Below are 18268 nucleotides of genomic sequence, written 5' to 3'. Positions count from 1 at the left end.
TCCATGGCCGACGTGCTGTTCTACCATCTGACCGAATCGACGCTGGAGGATGCGCTGCCGGGTCTGCTGGAGCGCAGCGTCGATCGTGGCTGGCGCGCCGTGGTGCAGACCGGCACCGAGGAACGGCGCGACGCGCTCGACCAGCATCTGTGGACCTTCCGCGATGATTCGTTCCTGGCGCACGCGACCGATCGCGAGGCTTATCCCGGGGAGCAGCCTATCCTGTTGACCACCGGCGACGGCAATCCCAATGAAGCCAGGATAAGGTTCCTGGTCGACGGCGCGGCGCCGCCCGATCTTGCCGGCTACGAGCGCGCCGTGTTCCTGTTCGACGGCCATGACGCCGGCCAGGTCGAGGCGGCCCGCGCGCATTGGAAGACGATGAAGGACGCGGGCCATGCCGTGACCTACTGGCAGCAGACATCAGACCGCCGCTGGGAGCGCAAGGCCTAGGTTTCAGCGCAACGGCCGGCATGGCGACCAGGTCGCAATCGAGTGTCGGTGCATGGGCTGCCCATGAAGAGACCCGCCCTTTGGCGGGTCTCTTAGACGATTACAACCGTCATCGGCTGGTTCGCCACTTCACCGATTTCTTCTTGCCTGCGGGGCTTATTGCCCGCCCATTTCCTTCTTGAACGTTTCGAAATCGACCTGCATGCCATTGAAGATGGTGCTCCAGTGGCGGGTCAACGCAGCCATTGTCACGGCTTCCTGGATCTCCTCGTCGGTGGCGCCGGCGCGCTTGGCGTCCTGCGTGTCCTCCCAGATGCAATAGCTGCACGGGATCTGCGCCGCCACCGCCAGCGAGATCAGCGACTTGACCTTTGGCGGCAGTGCCGTCTTGTCGCTGAGTTCGATGGCCTTGACCTCGGCCCAGGCACCGGGCAGACCGGCTTTGGGAAACTGCTTCACAAAGCTCGGTACGCCACCCATGGTCGACTGGATATCCTTGAGGGTCGCATCATAGTCGTCGGCATGAGCAGGTGCCGCGGCCAGCGTGAGTGCACAGCCGGTAGCGGCGAGCAGGAAGGTCCGGCAGATGGAAGAAGGCACGGATGAAAGAATGCGATAATCGAACATGACATTCTCCTCTGGTTTTTCCAAGCCTTACGGCGTAAGGTGATGTGGAAAATGAACCTTACAGTGTAAGTTGTCAAGCGGCGCCATGGACTCATCGATAAAAAAAGCTGGAACACGTGGCCGCCTGTCGCGCGAGATGATCGAGGACGCGGCCTTCGAGGTGATCGAGAAGGAGGGGCTCGCCGGCTTTTCCATGCGCAAGCTGGCGGCGGCACTCGGTTGCGAGGCGATGAGCATTTACCACCACTTTCCTTCGGTGGCGCATTTGCACGAAGCGCTCGTCGACCGGTTGATCGGTGCGCTTGAGATGCCCGACGCCAGCCTCCCATGGCGGCAAAGGATGCGCATCGCCATCGAGGATTTTCGTCGCATCGGCCGAGACCATCCCGCCTATGCCGCCTTCTTCGTCACCTACCGTATGAACTCGCCCATTTGCCTTGCCTGGCTGGACGGCATTATCGGCCTGTTCAAGGATGCCGGCTTTGACACCGAACTCAGCGCGCGGCTGTTTCGCGCCGTCGGCTATTACTTGATGGGCGCGGTGCTGGACGAGAACGCGGGCTACGCCAGGGGCCCGTCGGCTGTGAACACGGTCAGCAACGAGCAACTGGCCCGGGATTTTCCCAATGTCACGGCGGCCGGGCGCTTTTTCGGCACCGCCGAATTCGACAAGACATTCGAGCTCGGCCTCGACATGCTGCTGGACGAAATGGAACGCCTGCGTGACGGTGCCGGTACTGGCAAGTTGCCCGGCGAGGCATGATTGCCAAGGCATGACTACAAGGTGACTGTCTGAATGCGCTTTCTGTTTGTCCTGATCCTGCTCGCCGGCACCGGCATCGGCCTCATCTATCCTTGGGCGATGACCAATTTTTCAGGCCGCGAGATCGGCACCTGGCGGGTCTATGAACAAGGCCGCTTCAAACCAGTGACCGTGTCGCTCTCGAGCCGCGATGCGCCGGTGCGCGTGCTGGTCGACCTGACCGCGAGAGCCGAGCGCATCGTTTCGCAGCAACACACGGTGTTGACGCTGACCGCCGCCACCAATGGCCGCACGGTGCTTGCGTCGACGTTGCGGTTCAACCATGTCGACAACCCGCGCCAGGTCAGCCCGCAACTGCCCGACAAGATCTTTCGTGACGAGGCGGGCGTCATCGCGACCGTCAGTCCCGGCCCTTATGTCTTCACCGTCGGTCCGGGCGATGCCGAGGACATACCGATGCGGGCGGTCGACCTTGTGCTGCGCTCCGGTGTCGGCGAAGTCGACCGTCGTGCGCGGCCGGTCGGCCTCTCGCTGATGGCGGTCGGCCTGATCGGCTTCCTGCTGTCCCTGCGTTCTGGTGGCGGCCGGCCGGACAATCCGAACTCGCAACCGCCGCCGCCGCGCTGGGGCAGGGGACCCAAGTGAACTATCGCCACGCCTACCACGCCGGAAATTTCGCCGATGTCGTCAAGCATGTCGTGCTGACGCGTCTGCTCGACTATCTCAAGCAGAAGGACAAGGCTTTTCGCGTCGTCGACACCCATGCCGGCATTGGCCGCTACGATCTGTCGTCGCTCGAGGCGCAGAAGACCGGCGAATGGCAAGGTGGCATCGGCAGGCTGATCGATGCCTCGTTCGACGCCAGGGCGGGCGCGCTGCTGGCGCCCTATCTGGAGGCTGTGCGGTCGCTCAATTCCGGGAACGGCGTGAAGAAATATCCGGGTTCGCCGATGCTGGCGCGCCATCTTCTGCGCAAGCAGGACCGGTTGTCGGCGATCGAACTGCACCCGAAAGACGCCGCCAAGCTGAAGGCGGAATTCGCTGGCGACTTCCAGGTGAGGGTGATGGAACTCGATGGCTGGCTGGCGCTCGGCGCGCATCTGCCGCCGAAGGAGAAGCGCGGCCTGGTCCTCATCGATCCGCCATTCGAGGAGGAGGGCGAGTTCGGCCGCCTGGTCGACGGGCTCATAAGGGCGCACAAGCGCTGGCCCGGCGGCATTTACGCGCTGTGGTATCCGATCAAGGATCGCAAGGCGATCATCGCCTTCAGGAAGGCGCTGAAGCAATCCGGCATCCCGAAAATCCTCGACATAGAGTTCGAGATCCGACCGGCCTCTTCCGAACCCAGCCTTGATGGCAGCGGCATGGTGGTGGTCAATCCGCCCTTCACGCTGGAAGCCGAATTGCGGACCGTGTTGCCGGCACTGCACAAATTGCTCGCGGTGGAAAAGCCGGCGCACTGGTCGGTGGAATGGCTGGCCGGGGAGCAGGCGGGAACGGCTTGAACCCTGTCGGCCGAGGCGCCGCTATGCTCGGGTGGCGGCCAGTGCCGAAGGCGTGATGCCGGACAGCCGCCTGCTTTCACGTATCAAATGGGCCTGATCCGCATAGCCGGCCTCGACCGCCAGTACGGCGGTCGAGTCATTGCTGAATGTCCGCCGCAGACGCCGGAATCGATGGAAGCGAAGGATGCGGTCGAGCGTCTTGGGGCCATAGCCGAAACTTTCCTCGAAACGGCGACGCAGCGACCGCTCGCTCATATGCAAGCTGCGCAGCAGGAACGGCACCAGCGGCTTGCCGGCCGGCAGCCCCCGGTCGATGACGTCGAATGCATTGCCCATGACCACATCGGGCGCACGGTGTTCTTGCGTGTATTCCCCGATTGCCTTCTCCAATTGTCCCGCCAACTCGGCAAGATCGGGCGTGGCCCGCACATGGCATGCCAGATGGCGCGCCCTGGTGCCCCAGAAGTCACCGAGATCGAGGCGTTCTCCAACGATCCGGTTGGCCGGCACGCCCAGCCACGCGGCGGCCGCCCCCGGCCGGAATCTGAATCCGACAATCGTTGCTCCTGACGGCAATATCTCGATCTGCGGCTCCCGGTCCGGCCCCGCGACCCGGAACCGGCCATCGATCCACTGCAGGTCGATCGTCGCATCCGGCGTTATCACGACAGGTGGGGCGTCCTGGTCCTGCATGCGGTGGACCCAGACGGACGCGAAGACGGCACCCAGCCGCCTGTCTGCCGGGCGTTCCTGGAAAAAACCGGTGGTCTGCGCCAGTACCGCTTCCATCCCTTCAGTCATAATCCGTCTGCTTGGCTGGCAATCGCAGGCTCGCCGCGCGATCCGCTCTCTCTGCCATTTTGGCCGAAATCTTCAATGCGCGCCGCTCCGGCAATGGCAAATCACGTGAAGCCTTCCGCTGGCATTAGCGACCGCATCCGCGCTGACGTCACCGCGTAAGTCGTGAATATAGAAACGTGAATATAGAAAGGAGAAATCAAAATGAAAGCTCGCATCAGTGTCGTCACCCTTGGTGTAGACAATCTGGAGGCGTCGCTCGAATTCTATCGAGACGGACTTGGGCTTCCGACCGAGGGCATCATCGGCAGGGAGTTCGAGCATGGCGCCGTGGCCTTCTTCGATCTGCAGGGCGGCTTGAAGTTCGCGATCTTCGAACGTCCCAACATCGCCCGAGACGCCGGCATCGGCCAGACCGGCCGCAGCCCGACCGAGTTCACCATCGGTCACAATGTCACGAGCGAGGCCGAGGTTGATGCCGTGATGGCGCAGGCCGTCAGGGCAGGCGCGCGTCTCGTCAAGCCGGCCCAGACTACGTTCTGGGGCGGCTATGCCGGTTATTTCCAGGATCCGGATGACCATCTCTGGGAAGTCGTCTTCAACCCCGCCTTTCTTCCGGAAGACTGATACTGGAAGGAACGCGCAGCCGGCAGGTACGTTGGTAGACGCTCCAGCTCGTTTCTGGAAACCATTGTCTGAGCAACCGCTTGACCGACGCCAAGTGAATCCGCACAGTGCGCGCAATCGACCTTGAGAGGCTGTCATGACTCGCTTCGCCAAATCCGCACTTGCTGCCCTGATTTCGCTCTGTACCCCGCTCGCCGCGCCTCTTGGCATTACCCATGCGGTCCAGGCGGCTGACCTTGGCGTCTATTCGGAGGACGATGGCGGCGTCTGCGGCCAGCCCTGGGTGCTGAGCAAGATCACCTCCCGCTTCTCCTACCAGGTGCATCATGTGCCCCATCTGCCGGATGTGCAGATCATCGATTTCCGGCGTATCCATCAGCACCGCTATCTGCCGGCCGACGACACCTGGCCGATCGGCCGCCGCTATTGCGGGGCCACCGTCAGCCTGTCCGACGGGCGCGACAGGTCCATCTGGTACCTGATCGAGGAAGGTCAGGGCTTTGCCTCGATCGGCGACAATGTCGAATTCTGCGTCTCGGGCTTCGACCGCTGGATGGTCTATAACGGCCGCTGCCGCGTTCTGCGCTAGACGCACCCTTCCGATTCTCGATTCCCGTTAGCGCCTGCGGCTTGATCAGCCGCAGGCGTTTTTCGTGCCGCGTTGACAGAAGGTGAAATCCATCGCATAGGTATGAGACAGACCTGTCTCATCACTTGGTGCGTATCATGACACCGCCGCCTGTCTCCGACAAACGCCAGCACGTCGTCGAAACCGCTTATGCGCTGTTCAAGCGTGCCGGCTTCCATGCCACCGGGATCGACCGGATCATCGCCGAAGCCGATGTGGCCAAGATGACGATGTATCGCCATTTCCCCAGCAAGGATGAGTTGATCGTCGCCGTGCTCGACTACCGCGCCAGGCGCTTTGACGATCAGCTCGACCAGCTTGCGCGGGAGAGCATGACGCCGGAGCAGAAGATCGCCAGGATTTTCGACTGGCATGGCCGCTGGTTCCGCAGCCCGGATTTCCACGGCTGCCTCTTCGCGCATGCGCTGGCCGAGTTCGGCGATCCGCGGCATGCCGTATTCAAGGCCGTCGCCAGGCAGAAGGACGGCTTCAGGCAGCGCATGCGATCGATGCTCGCGCAGGTGATGCCGCGCGGGCGCGCCGAAAACGTGGCGGCAACCTTGTTGATGCTGATCGAAGGGGCCACCCTGATGGCGCAGATGGGGCAGGCGGATACCGCCCTTCGTGAAGCCCGCAAGGCCGCCCTGGATATCGTCGCCGCCTCGCGCAGGCCGCAATGAGCCCGCTGGTCGTCGGGCTCGCGCTATTCGCGGCGATCCTGCACGCAAGCTGGAACGCTTTCCTGCGAACGGGCGCCGACAGATTGTGGACCGTCACCGTGATGAGCTTCTCCAGCACGGCGCTGGCCATTCCCCTTGCCGTCTTCAACGGTTTTCCCGCCACATCAGCCTTGCCCTATGTCGGGCTCTCGGCCTGCCTGCAGGTCGGCTACAGCGTGTTTCTGGTGGCCGCCTACAGATATGGCGAATTGGGACAGGTCTACCCGATTGTTCGCGGCAGCGTGCCTCTGCTCGTCACCCTTGGCGGCCTCCTGCTGGCCGGCCAGCAGCTCACCGTTCTGGAGACCGTCGGCGTTGCCCTGGTCGGTGGCGGCATCATGGGTCTTTCGCTCGGACGAGGAAGAGCCGCCACGACATCGATCCTCTATGCGCTGGCGACGGGAGCAATCATCGCCGCCTATGCGACTGTCGATGCAATCGGCGTTCGCGCGGCGGGCAATGTCGGCGCCTACACCGCCTGGGTCCTGCTGGCCTATGGCGTATTGCTGCCGGCGACCTTCGTCGCCAGTCGTGGCCGGCTTGCTTTCGACCCGCGGGCGCCGGAAACCTGGAAGGCACTTGGCGGCGGCCTGTTCTCGCTTCTGGCCTATGGCGTCGTGGTGACGGCCTTCGCGCTCGGACCTGCCGGTCCGATCACCGCGATCCGCGAGACCAGTGTCGTCTTTGCGGCTTTCATCGGCCGGCTGTTGCTCGGCGAGACGCTGACGCCCCGGCGGGTCGGCGCCTGCGCCGTCGTGGTGCTCGGCGCCATCTGCCTGGGCTATCAGCCGTGACGAAAATCCATGCGCCTTGCCTGCATGCGGGCCGCCGCCGTCGTCGCGACGCGTCAACGGTGTTCGCTGAATCTATTTGCCGCGCCGCGTTGCCTCCGCCTGATCGATGATCTTGCGAAGGAAGGCTATGTGGCCGCGAAAGGCCCGCCGCCCGATCGTTGTTGCCTTGACCCGTGTCTGCGGCCGTCGACCGACGAAAAGCTTTTCAATATCGACATAGCCCGCCCTGGCCAGCGTATCGAGGTGTGCCCCGAGATTTCCGTCGGTGGCTTCGACCATGATCTTCAACTGGGTGAACTCCAGTGCCTCGCGCCTTTCCAGCGCGTTGAGGATGGCCATGATCCTGAGTCGCGTACTCTGGTGGATGATGTCGTCGGCGCTCATCGATGGGCTCCAATGCGGCAAGCCTTGGACTGTCATGTGGCACGGCGCTCTCGGGAAGCGGCGCCGTCACTTGCCTCTTGCGCGATCGCAAAGCGCGATCATCTCTTGCAGAATACTCTGCTTTGCAGAGTTATCTGTCAATTGGAGGTACGGATGCGCGCTTGACAAGGTGATCCTCGGATCGGTCTTCGTATCGTGCTCGTGATCCCCATAGATCGCTCGCTTGCTGAAGATGATCGCGTTGATGAGGCGGTAGGTCATGATATTCACGGCCGGCGATCATGCCTAAAGCTGCTCGCTAGTCTTCGTAGTTCGGTGATGGGTTCGCATCGAAAATGCCGGTGTCAAATTGTCGGCGGTATCAGAAGATCAGCGACGGATTTTTGCGATGATGAGTGCGATCGCGTCTCGATCTCAACGAAAATTTAAGCTGAGAAAATCATACCATTGCTTCGCTGGCTAGCGAGCCGCGAGTCAGATATGCATTGCGCGCCGGGGTCATTCACGGCCATCGGCATAACGTGAAGGGGCATGACATGGCTAAGCAGTCATCTAAAGCGCCGGCATCCAAAGCACCGGCAAAGAAAGCACCCGCAAAAGCAGTCGCGGCGAAGGCCGCAACGGCAGTGAAGAAAGCAGCGCCCGCGAAGGCGGCGGCAAAGCCCGCGGCGAAGGCAGCACCGGCCAAGAAGCCGGCAGCGGCCAAGGCTGTGGCGAAGCCAGCAGTGAAGAAGGCGGCGCCCGCCAAGGCAGTGGCGAAGCCCGCAGCGAAGGCAGCACCGTCGAAGAAGCCCGCGGCCAAGGCGGCGGCAAAACCCGCGGCCAAAAAGGCAGCTCCCGCCAAGGCTGCGGCAAAGCCCGCCGCGAAGGCTGTGGCAAAGCCCGCCGTGAAAGCAGCGGCAAAGCCGGCAGCGAAAGCAGCAGCGGCCGCTACAAAGCCCGCGGTGAAGAAAGCCGCCGCGCCGAAGGCCAAGGCAGCGCCTGCGAAGGCCAAGGCTCCGGCCAAGAAGTAGACCGGTCGTTGGGGCGTCGCGTGTCCTTCGGGGCTCGGCAAGGACGCTCTGACGCACTGGATTGACGCAAGTCCGGCAGCGGGTTCAGCCCTCGGGGCTGAACATCGGGATGAGACCGAATGGGGCAAGCAAAGCGAGGCGCCGGTTGGCTGCCTCGCTCGCCCGTCGGACTGTATCCTTGCCGCGCTTGGCGAAGGCCCCGGCGCAGTGCCTGGGTTGGTGAGATGGAATGCAGGTCTGAATACTATCAACCTGCCGCTCGCTCGTGTTTCCGGCGTACCCCTCTGTAGGCTGATGCCTGGGAAGGAAACCGCAACCGGTTTCTGGCAGTTCTTTTTTTGTGCTCTGGCGGTTGATCGCAAGTGATTGTCCAGTCAACACTGGACGTCCGCAACCAGGAAACCGATCATGCCGAAGCTGCTCTACGCATCCACCTCTCCCTACAGCTCCAAGGTCAGGATGGCTGCGGCCTATGCCGGGATCGTGATCGATCTGGTGCCGGTCAAGACCGAGGACCGACCGGCCGAACTGATCGGTGCCAATCCGCTCGGCAAGATCCCGGTACTGGTGCTCGATGACGGCCGTTCGATTCACGACAGCCGCGCCATTACCCAGCACCTCAACCGGATTTCGAAGAACGCGTTGTTTCCGCGCAATCCCGACAAGCGGCTGGAAGCGGAAGTGCTGGAGGCGCTGGCCGACGGCATTTGTGATTGCGCGCTGTCGATGGTCTACGAGCGCCGCACGCGGCCAGACGAGATGGTCTACCAGCCCTGGCTCGACCGCCAGTGGGCGAAGATCACGGCAGCACTCGACCTGCTCAACGCCAATCCGCCGAAACTGCCGAAGAAGATCACCGCAGGCCAGATGGCATTGCGGGCTTGCCTCGGTTACCTCTCACTGCGCTTTGCCGGCAAATGGGAAAAGGGCCGCGGCCGGTTGACCCGCTGGGCGGCGCGTTTCGACGAGAAATTCCCGGAGTTGAAGTCCGCGATCCCGGGGTGACCGGCGGCCACAAAAAAAGCCGGGCGCGAGGCCCGGCCTTTTCGTGTCGTGGCTTGAACGACTTAGAACTTCATACCGACGCCGAAGGTGACGCGGTTGTCGGTGGCCTTGACCTTACCGATACCGTCGAAGCTCTTCGAGCCGAAGTCGGTGTAGCGATACTCGACACGGCCGAACACATTGTCGGTCAGCTTGATGTCGGTGCCGACGCCGGCGGTCCAGCCGAGCATCGTAGCGCGGTCGCTGGCCGGAATGTCGGAGTCATCAACCTTCAGGCTTTTGCCAGCGAGACCGCCGGTGCCATAGAGCAGGATTTCCGGGGTCACGGCGTAACCGAGACGGGCACGCAGCGAACCTTCGAAGCCACCCTTGGAGTGGATGCCGTTGTCGTCACCCTTGACGCCGTTGTAGCCGAGTTCGGCTTCACCGCCGTACACGAAGTTCTCCTGCTGCCACTGATAGCCGCCGAAGACGCTGCCCACAAAACCCTTGGTATCGGTTTCGAAGCCGAGATCCTTTTCCTTGGTACGGCCGGAAAAGCCATAGCCGAGGTTGATACCGGCATAGGGGCCGGCCCAGGATGCGACGGGCAGTTCGGCAACCGGAGCGGGTGCCGGCGGCTCTTCCTGAACGACGTCCGCGGCATAAGCGGTTCCACCGAGGGCGAAGAGCCCGAGCGCGACGGCCAGCGGCCGTGCGAATTTGAGATTGGCTTGCATTGTTCTTTACTCCTTAAGCCACAGGACACAGGCTTGTTTCTTACGATCGCCATCAACCCGTCCGGGGGGTGAAACGGATCTGGCGCTCGTCGGTTCCAAATGTCGTGTCAAAATGCGGCTGAAGCGAACCTGAACTTGGGTCATTCCCCGGCGCGAATGAGGCAGAACCTTGACGTTGCATCTTCGCAACAGCGAAATGTCAGCAGCTTGGCCATGTTGCGCTGCACACCGCTTGGTGCAAGGAGTCCACCGCCCTATATGGGGATGTGACTGGCCTTGTTGCGGGGCGAGTCTGAATGCCCGCCAGGCGGTTTCGCCACAATGTTGCCCCAGGTGCGAACGCCATTTAATGGATGGCGGGCCATATTTTGCCGGCGCCGTCTTTTTGTGCCGAAATTGAGGATTGACTGAATATGAGCAAAGCCACCGCGGCGCTGGTGACCGGCGGGGCGAAACGGATCGGAAGGGCGATCGTTGAGGACCTCGCCGGCCATGGTTTTGCAGTCGCCATCCACGCCAATCGCTCGCGCGGTGAGGCTGACGCCTTGGCCGCGGGGATTAACCAGTCCGGCGGCCGCGCGGCGGTGGTGAGCGCCGACCTGACCGATATGGATGCCGTCAGCGACCTCGTCGGCCAGGCGGAAGTCGCGCTGGGGCCCATCTCACTTCTGGTCAACAACGCTTCGCTCTTTGTCGATGATTCCGTTGACGATTTCGACTGGCAGGCCTGGGACCGCCACTTTGCCATTCATGTGAAGACGCCGGCGCTGTTGGCGCAGAATTTCGCCCGCGCCTTGCCGAAAGGGCAGGAGGGGCTGATCGTCAACATCATCGACCAACGCGTCTGGCGGCCGACGCCGCGCTATTTTTCCTATGCGCTGTCCAAATCCGCCCTGTGGACGCAAACGCAGATGTTGGCGCAGGCGCTGGGCCCAAAGATTCGTGTCAACGCGATCGGTCCGGGGCCGACGTTGAAGAACATGCGCCAGGATGATTCCGATTTTGACGCGCAGGTCGCCGGCCTGATCCTGAAGCGCGGCCCGGAATTGCCTGAATTCGGCGCCACCATCCGCTATCTCTGGGATGCGCGCTCGGTCACCGGCCAGATGATCGCGCTTGATGGCGGCCAGCATCTTGCGTGGCAGACGCCCGATGTGACAGGCATGGCGGAATGAGTCCACTGGATCACAAAAACAAGGTGCGTGGCGGCGCCGATGATCTTCCTCCCGAAATCGACCTCGAGGACGAGGCGCTGGAGGAGATCGTCGAACCAGCCGGCCCGGATGTCGCCTTCACGGCCATCGACTGGACGCCGCATGCCGGCGATGCCGAAGGCATGGTCGGCGCCGAGGTGATCCAGACGCTGGTCAAGCGGCTGCCCAATGCCCCCGGCGTATACCGCATGATGAACGCCGCCGGCGACGTGCTCTATGTCGGCAAGGCGCGCAGCCTGAAGAAGCGCGTCACCAACTACGCGCAAGGCCGGTTCCACACCAATCGCATCGGCCGCATGGTGCGCGAGACGGCGACGATGGAGTTCGTCGTCACCCGCACCGAAATCGAAGCGCTGCTGCTTGAAGCCAACCTTATCAAGCGCTTGCGGCCGCGATTCAACGTGCTGATGCGCGACGACAAGTCGTTTCCGTATATCCTTTTGACCGGCGATCACGTCTCGCCCGGCATCTACAAGCATCGTGGCGCGCGGTCGCGAAAGGGCGATTACTTCGGCCCCTTTGCTTCGGCCGGCGCCGTCGGCCGCACCATCAATTCGCTGCAGCGCGCCTTCCTGCTCAGGAGCTGCACCAACTCCTTTTACGAGAACCGCACCCGGCCGTGCCTTCTCTACCAGATCAAGCGCTGCGCGGGCCCTTGCACCGGCGAGATCTCGCATGAGGGCTACGCCGAGCTGGTCGCCGAAGCGAAGGATTTCTTGTCCGGCCGCAGCCAGAAGGTGAAGACCGAAATTTCAGCCGCCATGCAGCAGGCGTCCGAAGACCTCGATTTCGAGCGCGCCGCCATCTATCGCGATCGGCTGGCGGCCCTGTCGCATGTGCAGAGCCATCAGGGCATCAACCCGCAGACCGTCGACGAAGCCGATGTCTTCGCCATCCATCAGGAAGGTGGCCAGGTCTGCATCCAGGTCTTTTTCTTCCGCACCGGCCAGAACTGGGGCAACCGCGCCTATTTCCCCAAGGCCGACCCGGCACTGGAGGGATCGGAAGTGCTGGGCTCGTTCCTGGCGCAGTTCTACGACGACAAGCCGACGCCACGTGCCATTCTGCTGTCGCGTGGGGTCGAAGACCAGGAGCTGCTGGCCGAGGCGCTCTCCACCCGCGCCGGCCGCAAGGTGGCGATCTCGGTGCCGCAGCGCGGCGAGAAGAAGGACCTGACCGACAACGCCCTTCAGAACGCCAGGGAGGCGTTGGGCCGCAGGCTGGCCGAAACGTCAACGCAAGGACGATTGCTTGCCGGCTTCGCCGAGACCTTCGGGCTGGCCAAGCCGCCGGTGCGCATCGAAGTGTACGACAACTCGCACATCATGGGCACCAATGCCGTCGGCGCCATGGTGGTCGCGGGGCCGGAAGGTTTTGTCAAAAACCAGTACCGGAAATTCAATATCCGCTCGACCGAGATCACGCCGGGCGACGATTTCGGCATGATGCGCGAGGTGATGGAGCGGCGCTTTTCGCGGCTGCTCAAGGAGCATGGCGATGTTGCCGTGGCCGACGAGACCGCGGCAGGCGAGGCGGCCGATGATATCGATGACGACATCTCCGGCAGCTTTCCGGCCTGGCCCGACGTCATCCTGATCGACGGTGGTCAGGGCCAGATGACGGCGGTGCGCAAGATTCTCGCCGATCTCGGCATCGAGGACCGCGTCGTGGCCATCGGCATCGCCAAGGGCCAGGACCGCGATGCCGGCCGCGAACGTTTTTTCGTCAAGGGCAGGGATTCGTTTTCGCTGCCGGTGCGCGATCCCGTGCTCTATTTCGTGCAGCGCCTGCGCGACGAAGTCCATCGCTTCGCCATCGGTTCGCACCGGGCGCGGCGCAAGAAGGAAATGGTCAAGAGCCCGCTCGATGAGATTGCCGGCATCGGTCCCGGCCGCAAGCGGGCGCTGCTGCTGGCATTCGGCACCGCCAAGGCGGTCAGCCGTGCGGCAATAGAGGATTTGAGGAAAGTCGACGGCATTTCCGAACAGGTCGCCAAGCTGGTCTACAATCATTTTCACGAAAGTTGAAAAATTCGGCAGTTTCAGCTGGTCAGTCGAATCTGGCCTGTTGACCCCCTACATTCGCTTCTGATTTGAGTACGCAGGCAGAAAGAGTCCCCCAGACATGGCCCAGCGCGCGTTCAACTTGCCCAACATACTGACCTACGCCCGCATTATCGCGGTGCCGCTGGTGGTGCTGTGCTTTTTTCTCGAAGGCCATCTCAAATCCAGCGACTTCGCCCGCTGGTTGGCGCTGATCATTTTCCTGCTCGCATCCATAACCGACTATTTCGACGGTTATTTTGCGCGCGCCTGGCAGCAGACCTCCAACATCGGCAAGATGCTCGATCCGATCGCCGACAAGCTGCTGGTCGCGACGTGCCTTTTGCTGCTGGCGGCCGACACCGATCGTCATGCCGGCATCGCCGGCTGGTCGCTGTGGGCGGCGATCATCATCCTGTGCCGCGAAATCCTGGTTTCGGGCCTGCGTGAATATCTGGCGGCGCTCAAGGTCTCGGTGCCGGTGACGCAGCTTGCCAAGTGGAAGACCACCATCCAGATGGTCGCCATCGCCTTCCTGCTGGCGGGTCCGGCCGGCGACAAGATATTCCCGCTGACCACGCAGACCGGCCTGGTGCTGCTGTGGATCGCGGCGCTCGTCACGCTCTACACCGGCTACGACTATTTCCGCGCCGGCCTCAAGCACATCATGGATGAGTGAGATGACGACCCGTCTCATCTATTTCGCCTGGGTGCGCGAACGGATCGGCACATCGGAGGAAGACGTTGAATTGCCGGCCGGCATCGAGACGGTCGCCGACCTGTTGCGCTGGCTGCAATCGCGTGGCGAGGGCTACGAGCATGCGCTGCAGTATCCCGACGTGATTCGCGTTGCCATCAATCAGGAACATGTCGACCACCGCGAGAAGATATCGGGCGCACGCGAGATCGCGCTGTTCCCGCCCATGACCGGGGGCTGATACTCATGTCGGCCGTACTTGTGCCGAGCGTGCGCATCCAGCGCCAGGATTTCGACGTCGCCGCCGAGATTGCCGGGCTGACGCAAGGCCGCGCCGATATCGGCGCGGTGGTCACATTCTCCGGTCTTTGTCGGGATGAGCAGGGCTCCCTGTCAGCACTGGAACTCGAGCATTATCCCGGCATGGCGGAAGCCGAGATCGGTCGTATCGCCGCTGAGGCGGTTCAGCGCTGGCCGCTGCAAGGCCTCACCGTCATCCACCGCCATGGCAAGATCGCCCCGGGTCAGAATATTGTGCTGGTGGTGGCCGCCTCGGCCCATCGCCAGGCGGCGTTCGATGCGGCGAATTTCCTCATGGATTATCTGAAGTCGCGTGCACCCTTCTGGAAGAAGGAGCATCGCGCCGATGGCTCGGAAGGCGGCTGGGTCGAGGCCAAGGAAATCGATGCCGAAGCGGCAGGGCGCTGGAAGTCGCCTTCCGAATAAATCCCCGTCGCAGCCATGCATTGACCGCAATCCTTTGGCCAGATGGACGGCGTGGTCAGCCATTGGCAGCCCGGGGATTGGCGATCCCTGGCAAGGGAGGTGGTCATGCTGGACAGGCTCGCGGAGTTCTTCGTCTTCGGTTTCGTGCCTCTGATCGTCGGTATCCTGGCGGTGCCGGAACTGTCCGTGGCCGCCGAGAAGGCGGTGAGAGGCGAGGTGATCTATCGCGAGCGCATCGCCCTGCCGCCCAGCGCCGCGCTTTCCGTCCAGCTTGTCGATGTCTCGCTGGCCGACGCGCCGGCCAGGGTCATCGGCGAGCAGACCATCAAGCCGACCGGCCAGGTGCCGATCAGCTTCGAGATCAAATTCGATCCAGCGGCGATCCGGTCACAGATGACCTATGCGCTGCAGGCGCGGATCACTGTCGACGGCAAGTTGATGTTCATTTCCGATGTGCGCCACCAGCTCGATCCGCTGGCCGGCGCACCGCAAACCATCATGCTCAAGATGGTCGCGCCAGGCGGCGAGCCGACGGCTTCCGTCTTTGGTCAGCTCTGGGTGGCCGACTATGTCGACGGCTTCGGCGCCATCACCGCGCCGCAGGCGACGTTCAGGGTCAGCGAGGCTGGCAAGGCCGGCGGCAGTGGCCCCTGCAACGCCTATTTTGCCACAGCGAAGGTCGATGGCCAGGCGATCGCGATCAGCAACATCGGTTCGACCTACAAGGCCTGCGCGTCCGAGGTGATGGCCGAGGAAAAGGCGCTGTTCGATGCCTTGGCCAGGGCCGCGTCCTACAAGGTCGATGCCGGCAAGCTCACCATATCGGACAAGAACGGCCGCGAAATCCTTCGCTTCAGCGCCGCGAGCTGACCGCCAATGAAAAAGGCCGGCGAGGTGCCGGCCTTTTCACGTAGGACTTGGCAGTGTCGGCTCAGCCGACGATCTCGGTGTCCGAGAACCAGTACTTGATTTCCTGCGCGGCGGTTTCCGGCGCGTCGGAGCCGTGCACCGAATTCTCGCCGATCGACAGCGCATGCACCTTGCGGATGGTGCCTTCGGCGGCGTTGGCCGGGTTGGTGGCACCCATCACTTCGCGGTTCCTGGCAATGGCGTTCTCGCCCTCCAGAACCTGGACGATCGTCGGAGCCGAGGACATGAACTCGACCAGTTCGCCGAAGAACGGGCGGTCCTTGTGGACAGCGTAAAAGCCTTCCGCCTCGCGGCGGCTCATCCACACACGGCGCGAAGCGATGACGCGCAGGCCGGCGTCCTCGAGCATCTTGGTGATGGCGCCGGTGAGGTTGCGCCGGGTTGCGTCCGGCTTGATCATGGAGAAGGTGCGTTCGAGCGCCATGGGTCGTCCTTGTCTGAGAATGGAATTGAGAGTGGCGGGCTCTATACAAGCCGCCCGACCCATTGCCAAGGGGTGAGGAGCGGTCCGCGAAGCGGACGGAAAGCCAATTGCTTGGCTTTCCGAGCGACGAACGCCCGCAGCGACAGCGAAGGGCAGGGAACCGGTCCGCGAAGCGGACGGAAAGCCAATTGCTTGGCTTTCCGAGCGACGAACGCCCGCAGTGACAGCGAAGGGCAGGGAACCGGTCCGCGAAGCGGACGGAAAGCCAATTGCTTGGCTTTCCGAGCGACGAACGCCCGCAGCGATAGCGAAGGGCAGGGAACCGGTCCGCGAAGCGGACGGAAAGCCAATTGCCTGGCCTCGCGCGTGAAGAGCACCCATCGCGGAGCGCCGGACCGGCGAGGTGCTTCGATGTCGGGCCGGCAGCCCCTAGGCCGGATCAGACGGCTGCACAGCAACGCTTTGCTTGCTATAGTCGCGTATCGGCGCCGCGCTGAAGTCGGCCCGAATGGAGACAACATGACCATGGCAGACGATCGTCAGGAGCGCATTCGCAACCGCGCACATCAGATCTGGCAGGAAGAAGGGCAACCGGCCGGTCACCACGAACGCCATTGGCACCAGGCGGCGGCCGACATCGATCGGGAGGACGCGGCCAAGCCGTCGGCGGCCAAGACGCCAGCCAGGAAGGCATCTGGCGCTGGCAAGGCCAAGGCCGCGCCCAAGGAAGAAAAGGCCGCCACGAAAGCCAGCAAGCCGAAAACCGGCAAGCCAAAGAAGGCGGCCAAGTAAGCCTGCTATCCCGCAGCTGGTCTTCGCCACGGATTGACGGCGCCCGAGCTGCCTTGCGGGCAGGGCGGGCGTTTTGCGGCCGTCACGCCGCCGCCGCCACCTTTCGTCCCAGCCCGCCATGCAGGTCGAGGCAGCGGCTGAACCATTGCGCCGCCACGTCGCTGTTTTCGAGCAGCTGATAAGGGGTGGCAATGCGCGCCCATTGCAGCGCGCCGAAGACGATATAGTCCGCAAACAGCGGCGAGGCACCGCCGATAAAGGGCTGATAGCTCAGCATTGATCGCAGCGGCTCAAGCGAGGCCCGAAACGCCGCCAATCCGCCGTCGCGTGCCGCGACGACATCTTCCAACGGCTTGCCGAGGCGCTGCTCCCGGCTCTGCCGGAAATACACGGCGTTCTCTTCGTCCTGCATGGCATGGAGGTCGGTGAGCGCGGCCGTGGTGACGTAGGGATGGATGGTCAATTGCGACCAGCGCTCGATGAAGCGCGCCATCGCCTTGCCGCCTTCGCCGCCAAACAGCGTCGGCCGGTCCGGATAGGCTTCGTCTAGATAGAGCGCGATGGCGAAGGAATCGATGACCACCTTGTCGCCGTCGCGGATCACCGGAACGCTTTTCGAAGCGCCGCCTTCTATGGTGGGGACCTCGAGAAAACGCGTCGGCGCGGTTGAGACATCGAGGCCTTTGTGGGCCAGCGCCATCGTTGCCTTCCAGCAATGCGGGCTGAACGGACGGCTCTCGTCACGCCCGACGAGATCATAAAGCAGAATGGTCATTGGCGCGGGTCCCTTTGCGGTCTAGGTATCGCTCGCGACACCCCGAGACGGGCGGCGGGAGAAAAGATGAAACAGCACTTCATGATGTTTGCGGCCTACAATCAATGGGCCAATGGCCGCATCTATGCCGCGGCGACCGATCTCGATGAGGAGGAATTCAACCGCGATGTCGGCGCCTTCTTCGGCTCGCTGATGGGCACGCTCAACCACCTGCTCGCCGCCGATCGCATCTGGATGAAGCGCTTCACCGGCGAAGGCGACGCGCCGACGGCGCTGGACGCCGTGCTGCATCGCACCTTGCCCGATTTGAGGACGGCGCGCGAGGCGGAGGATCGGCGGATCATCGACTGGCTCGCCGGCTTGAGCGACAAGGCGCTGTCGGGCCGCTTCACCTATATGACCGTATCGGACATGCGCACCGTCTCGCAGCGCCTGGCGCCGGCGCTCGCTCATGTCTTCAACCACCAGACCCATCATCGCGGTCAGGCGCATATGATCCTCACGGTTCTCGGTCGCCCTTCCGTGCAACTCGATCTGGCGCATTTCCAGCGCACGGAGGAGGGCAGGGCTTTCGCCTGATCCCGTTGTTTTCGTTCTGGATTCGAGAGCTGGCGGCTCGCGCCGTCATCGAGG

General features: G+C 62.9%; 25 protein-coding genes. 17 read left to right on the top strand and 8 right to left on the bottom strand.

Features of this window, described 5'->3' with window-relative positions; all coding sequences use genetic code 11:
* Nucleotides 1–3 precede the first annotated feature (3 nt).
* Complete coding sequence (locus EB815_RS26505; protein WP_056563208.1) at nucleotides 4–453, top strand: DNA polymerase III subunit chi; 450 nt, start codon at nucleotides 4–6, stop codon at nucleotides 451–453.
* Between the two features lie 156 nt (nucleotides 454–609).
* On the opposite strand, the gene EB815_RS26500 is transcribed toward EB815_RS26505, so the two are convergent.
* On the bottom strand, nucleotides 610–1080 hold the full coding sequence (locus EB815_RS26500; RefSeq protein WP_056565539.1) for a carboxymuconolactone decarboxylase family protein: 471 nt from the start codon (nucleotides 1078–1080) through the stop codon (nucleotides 610–612).
* Between the two features lie 85 nt (nucleotides 1081–1165).
* Here EB815_RS26500 and EB815_RS26495 point away from each other — a divergent pair, with 85 nt between their 5' ends.
* Genes EB815_RS26495 through EB815_RS26485 form a run of 3 tightly spaced genes read left to right on the top strand, consistent with a single transcriptional unit; the run spans nucleotide 1166 to nucleotide 3348 of the window.
* Nucleotides 1166–1843 (top strand): TetR/AcrR family transcriptional regulator, encoded by a 678-nt coding sequence (locus tag EB815_RS26495; RefSeq protein WP_056563205.1) that lies wholly within the window; start codon nucleotides 1166–1168, stop codon nucleotides 1841–1843.
* A 33-nt stretch (nucleotides 1844–1876) separates the two neighbouring features.
* On the top strand, nucleotides 1877–2488 hold the full coding sequence (locus EB815_RS26490) for a hypothetical protein (protein WP_065004972.1): 612 nt from the start codon (nucleotides 1877–1879) through the stop codon (nucleotides 2486–2488).
* Nucleotides 2485–3348: a 23S rRNA (adenine(2030)-N(6))-methyltransferase RlmJ gene (locus tag EB815_RS26485; RefSeq protein WP_056563200.1), complete on the top strand. Its 864-nt coding sequence runs from the start codon at nucleotides 2485–2487 to the stop codon at nucleotides 3346–3348. The genes EB815_RS26490 and EB815_RS26485 overlap by 4 nt, the downstream gene beginning before the upstream one ends.
* Before the next feature lie 21 nt (nucleotides 3349–3369).
* On the opposite strand, the gene EB815_RS26480 is transcribed toward EB815_RS26485, so the two are convergent.
* On the bottom strand, nucleotides 3370–4149 hold the full coding sequence (locus tag EB815_RS26480; protein ID WP_244493890.1) for a helix-turn-helix domain-containing protein: 780 nt from the start codon (nucleotides 4147–4149) through the stop codon (nucleotides 3370–3372).
* A 201-nt stretch (nucleotides 4150–4350) separates the two neighbouring features.
* Here EB815_RS26480 and EB815_RS26475 point away from each other — a divergent pair, with 201 nt between their 5' ends.
* The 4 genes from EB815_RS26475 to EB815_RS26460 all read left to right on the top strand — a co-directional run bounded on the left by EB815_RS26475 (nucleotide 4351) and on the right by EB815_RS26460 (nucleotide 6914).
* On the top strand, nucleotides 4351–4773 hold the full coding sequence (locus EB815_RS26475; protein ID WP_056563193.1) for a VOC family protein: 423 nt from the start codon (nucleotides 4351–4353) through the stop codon (nucleotides 4771–4773).
* Between the two features lie 136 nt (nucleotides 4774–4909).
* Entirely contained in the window at nucleotides 4910–5362 is a 453-nt protein-coding gene (locus tag EB815_RS26470) for a hypothetical protein (protein WP_056563190.1), read from the top strand.
* Between the two features lie 137 nt (nucleotides 5363–5499).
* Nucleotides 5500–6081, top strand: coding sequence for a TetR/AcrR family transcriptional regulator (locus EB815_RS26465; RefSeq protein ID WP_056563187.1), 582 nt, complete (start codon nucleotides 5500–5502; stop codon nucleotides 6079–6081).
* On the top strand, nucleotides 6078–6914 hold the full coding sequence (locus EB815_RS26460) for a DMT family transporter (protein ID WP_056563183.1): 837 nt from the start codon (nucleotides 6078–6080) through the stop codon (nucleotides 6912–6914). Before EB815_RS26465 ends, EB815_RS26460 begins: the two co-directional genes overlap by 4 nt.
* A gap of 72 nt (nucleotides 6915–6986) precedes the next feature.
* On the opposite strand, the gene EB815_RS26455 is transcribed toward EB815_RS26460, so the two are convergent.
* From EB815_RS26455 to EB815_RS26445, 3 genes are all read right to left on the bottom strand, one after another.
* On the bottom strand, nucleotides 6987–7298 hold the full coding sequence (locus tag EB815_RS26455) for a transcriptional regulator (protein ID WP_056563180.1): 312 nt from the start codon (nucleotides 7296–7298) through the stop codon (nucleotides 6987–6989).
* A 66-nt stretch (nucleotides 7299–7364) separates the two neighbouring features.
* Entirely contained in the window at nucleotides 7365–7559 is a 195-nt protein-coding gene (locus EB815_RS26450; RefSeq protein WP_056563177.1) for a hypothetical protein, read from the bottom strand.
* Nucleotides 7560–7800: 241 nt separating this feature from the next.
* Nucleotides 7801–8271, bottom strand: coding sequence for a hypothetical protein (locus EB815_RS26445; RefSeq protein ID WP_155772381.1), 471 nt, complete (start codon nucleotides 8269–8271; stop codon nucleotides 7801–7803).
* Nucleotides 8272–8719: 448 nt separating this feature from the next.
* On the opposite strand from EB815_RS26445, the gene EB815_RS26440 reads away from it, so the two are divergent.
* The gene (locus EB815_RS26440) at nucleotides 8720–9316 is read left to right on the top strand and encodes a glutathione S-transferase (protein WP_056563171.1); all 597 of its coding nucleotides are present in this window, start codon (nucleotides 8720–8722) and stop codon (nucleotides 9314–9316) included.
* Between the two features lie 62 nt (nucleotides 9317–9378).
* Here the strand turns inward: EB815_RS26440 and EB815_RS26435 are convergent, their stop codons facing one another.
* Entirely contained in the window at nucleotides 9379–10035 is a 657-nt protein-coding gene (locus EB815_RS26435; RefSeq protein ID WP_056563168.1) for an outer membrane protein, read from the bottom strand.
* A 413-nt stretch (nucleotides 10036–10448) separates the two neighbouring features.
* Here EB815_RS26435 and EB815_RS26430 point away from each other — a divergent pair, with 413 nt between their 5' ends.
* From EB815_RS26430 to EB815_RS26405, 6 genes are all read left to right on the top strand, one after another.
* On the top strand, nucleotides 10449–11210 hold the full coding sequence (locus EB815_RS26430) for an SDR family oxidoreductase (RefSeq protein ID WP_056563166.1): 762 nt from the start codon (nucleotides 10449–10451) through the stop codon (nucleotides 11208–11210).
* Nucleotides 11207–13276, top strand: a complete 2070-nt coding sequence (gene uvrC, locus EB815_RS26425) for an excinuclease ABC subunit UvrC (RefSeq protein WP_056563165.1) — start codon at nucleotides 11207–11209, stop codon at nucleotides 13274–13276. Before EB815_RS26430 ends, uvrC begins: the two co-directional genes overlap by 4 nt.
* Nucleotides 13277–13373: 97 nt before the next feature.
* Complete coding sequence (gene pgsA, locus EB815_RS26420) at nucleotides 13374–13970, top strand: CDP-diacylglycerol--glycerol-3-phosphate 3-phosphatidyltransferase (protein WP_056563161.1); 597 nt, start codon at nucleotides 13374–13376, stop codon at nucleotides 13968–13970.
* 1 nt (nucleotide 13971) lies between these two features.
* Nucleotides 13972–14229 carry a molybdopterin converting factor subunit 1 gene (moaD, locus tag EB815_RS26415; RefSeq protein WP_056563159.1) on the top strand — a complete coding sequence of 86 codons (258 nt, stop codon included), beginning with the start codon at nucleotides 13972–13974 and terminating at the stop codon, nucleotides 14227–14229.
* 5 nt (nucleotides 14230–14234) lie between these two features.
* Nucleotides 14235–14714: a molybdenum cofactor biosynthesis protein MoaE gene (locus tag EB815_RS26410; protein ID WP_056563156.1), complete on the top strand. Its 480-nt coding sequence runs from the start codon at nucleotides 14235–14237 to the stop codon at nucleotides 14712–14714.
* Nucleotides 14715–14819: 105 nt separating this feature from the next.
* Nucleotides 14820–15584, top strand: a complete 765-nt coding sequence (locus EB815_RS26405; RefSeq protein WP_056565535.1) for a YbaY family lipoprotein — start codon at nucleotides 14820–14822, stop codon at nucleotides 15582–15584.
* A 61-nt stretch (nucleotides 15585–15645) separates the two neighbouring features.
* Here EB815_RS26405 and ndk read toward each other — a convergent pair whose 3' ends face one another.
* Nucleotides 15646–16068 carry a nucleoside-diphosphate kinase gene (gene ndk, locus EB815_RS26400; protein ID WP_010915217.1) on the bottom strand — a complete coding sequence of 141 codons (423 nt, stop codon included), beginning with the start codon at nucleotides 16066–16068 and terminating at the stop codon, nucleotides 15646–15648.
* 411 nt (nucleotides 16069–16479) lie between these two features.
* Here ndk and EB815_RS26395 point away from each other — a divergent pair, with 411 nt between their 5' ends.
* Nucleotides 16480–16860 (top strand): DUF2934 domain-containing protein, encoded by a 381-nt coding sequence (locus EB815_RS26395; RefSeq protein ID WP_244493889.1) that lies wholly within the window; start codon nucleotides 16480–16482, stop codon nucleotides 16858–16860.
* Nucleotides 16861–16942: 82 nt separating this feature from the next.
* Here EB815_RS26395 and EB815_RS26390 read toward each other — a convergent pair whose 3' ends face one another.
* A complete protein-coding gene (locus EB815_RS26390) occupies nucleotides 16943–17635 on the bottom strand; it encodes a glutathione S-transferase family protein (protein ID WP_056563153.1) in 693 nt (230 codons plus the stop codon).
* A 66-nt stretch (nucleotides 17636–17701) separates the two neighbouring features.
* Between EB815_RS26390 and EB815_RS26385 the strand changes: the two genes are divergently transcribed.
* On the top strand, nucleotides 17702–18214 hold the full coding sequence (locus EB815_RS26385; RefSeq protein WP_056563151.1) for a DinB family protein: 513 nt from the start codon (nucleotides 17702–17704) through the stop codon (nucleotides 18212–18214).
* Nucleotides 18215–18268: the final 54 nt, after the last annotated feature.

The sequence above is a fragment of the Mesorhizobium loti genome, assembly GCF_013170705.1.
In the GTDB taxonomy this organism is placed as follows: Bacteria; Pseudomonadota; Alphaproteobacteria; order Rhizobiales; family Rhizobiaceae; genus Mesorhizobium; species Mesorhizobium loti_D.
This window is presented reverse-complemented; position numbering and strand designations above follow the sequence as displayed.

Coding starts and splice junctions, on each gene's coding strand:
- ndk (WP_010915217.1), bottom strand. CDS start 16,068: ATGGCGCTCGAACGCACCTTCTCCATGATCAAGCCGGACGCAACCCGG.
- EB815_RS26475 (WP_056563193.1), top strand. CDS start 4,351: ATGAAAGCTCGCATCAGTGTCGTCACCCTTGGTGTAGACAATCTGGAG.
- EB815_RS26460 (WP_056563183.1), top strand. CDS start 6,078: ATGAGCCCGCTGGTCGTCGGGCTCGCGCTATTCGCGGCGATCCTGCAC.
- EB815_RS26395 (WP_244493889.1), top strand. CDS start 16,480: ATGTCGGGCCGGCAGCCCCTAGGCCGGATCAGACGGCTGCACAGCAAC.
- EB815_RS26455 (WP_056563180.1), bottom strand. CDS start 7,298: ATGAGCGCCGACGACATCATCCACCAGAGTACGCGACTCAGGATCATG.
- uvrC (WP_056563165.1), top strand. CDS start 11,207: ATGAGTCCACTGGATCACAAAAACAAGGTGCGTGGCGGCGCCGATGAT.
- moaD (WP_056563159.1), top strand. CDS start 13,972: ATGACGACCCGTCTCATCTATTTCGCCTGGGTGCGCGAACGGATCGGC.
- EB815_RS26500 (WP_056565539.1), bottom strand. CDS start 1,080: ATGTTCGATTATCGCATTCTTTCATCCGTGCCTTCTTCCATCTGCCGG.
- EB815_RS26465 (WP_056563187.1), top strand. CDS start 5,500: ATGACACCGCCGCCTGTCTCCGACAAACGCCAGCACGTCGTCGAAACC.
- EB815_RS26430 (WP_056563166.1), top strand. CDS start 10,449: ATGAGCAAAGCCACCGCGGCGCTGGTGACCGGCGGGGCGAAACGGATC.
- EB815_RS26505 (WP_056563208.1), top strand. CDS start 4: ATGGCCGACGTGCTGTTCTACCATCTGACCGAATCGACGCTGGAGGAT.
- EB815_RS26405 (WP_056565535.1), top strand. CDS start 14,820: ATGCTGGACAGGCTCGCGGAGTTCTTCGTCTTCGGTTTCGTGCCTCTG.
- EB815_RS26490 (WP_065004972.1), top strand. CDS start 1,877: ATGCGCTTTCTGTTTGTCCTGATCCTGCTCGCCGGCACCGGCATCGGC.
- EB815_RS26440 (WP_056563171.1), top strand. CDS start 8,720: ATGCCGAAGCTGCTCTACGCATCCACCTCTCCCTACAGCTCCAAGGTC.
- EB815_RS26435 (WP_056563168.1), bottom strand. CDS start 10,035: ATGCAAGCCAATCTCAAATTCGCACGGCCGCTGGCCGTCGCGCTCGGG.
- EB815_RS26480 (WP_244493890.1), bottom strand. CDS start 4,149: ATGACTGAAGGGATGGAAGCGGTACTGGCGCAGACCACCGGTTTTTTC.
- EB815_RS26450 (WP_056563177.1), bottom strand. CDS start 7,559: ATGACCTACCGCCTCATCAACGCGATCATCTTCAGCAAGCGAGCGATC.
- EB815_RS26470 (WP_056563190.1), top strand. CDS start 4,910: ATGACTCGCTTCGCCAAATCCGCACTTGCTGCCCTGATTTCGCTCTGT.
- EB815_RS26390 (WP_056563153.1), bottom strand. CDS start 17,635: ATGACCATTCTGCTTTATGATCTCGTCGGGCGTGACGAGAGCCGTCCG.
- pgsA (WP_056563161.1), top strand. CDS start 13,374: ATGGCCCAGCGCGCGTTCAACTTGCCCAACATACTGACCTACGCCCGC.
- EB815_RS26385 (WP_056563151.1), top strand. CDS start 17,702: ATGAAACAGCACTTCATGATGTTTGCGGCCTACAATCAATGGGCCAAT.
- EB815_RS26495 (WP_056563205.1), top strand. CDS start 1,166: ATGGACTCATCGATAAAAAAAGCTGGAACACGTGGCCGCCTGTCGCGC.
- EB815_RS26410 (WP_056563156.1), top strand. CDS start 14,235: ATGTCGGCCGTACTTGTGCCGAGCGTGCGCATCCAGCGCCAGGATTTC.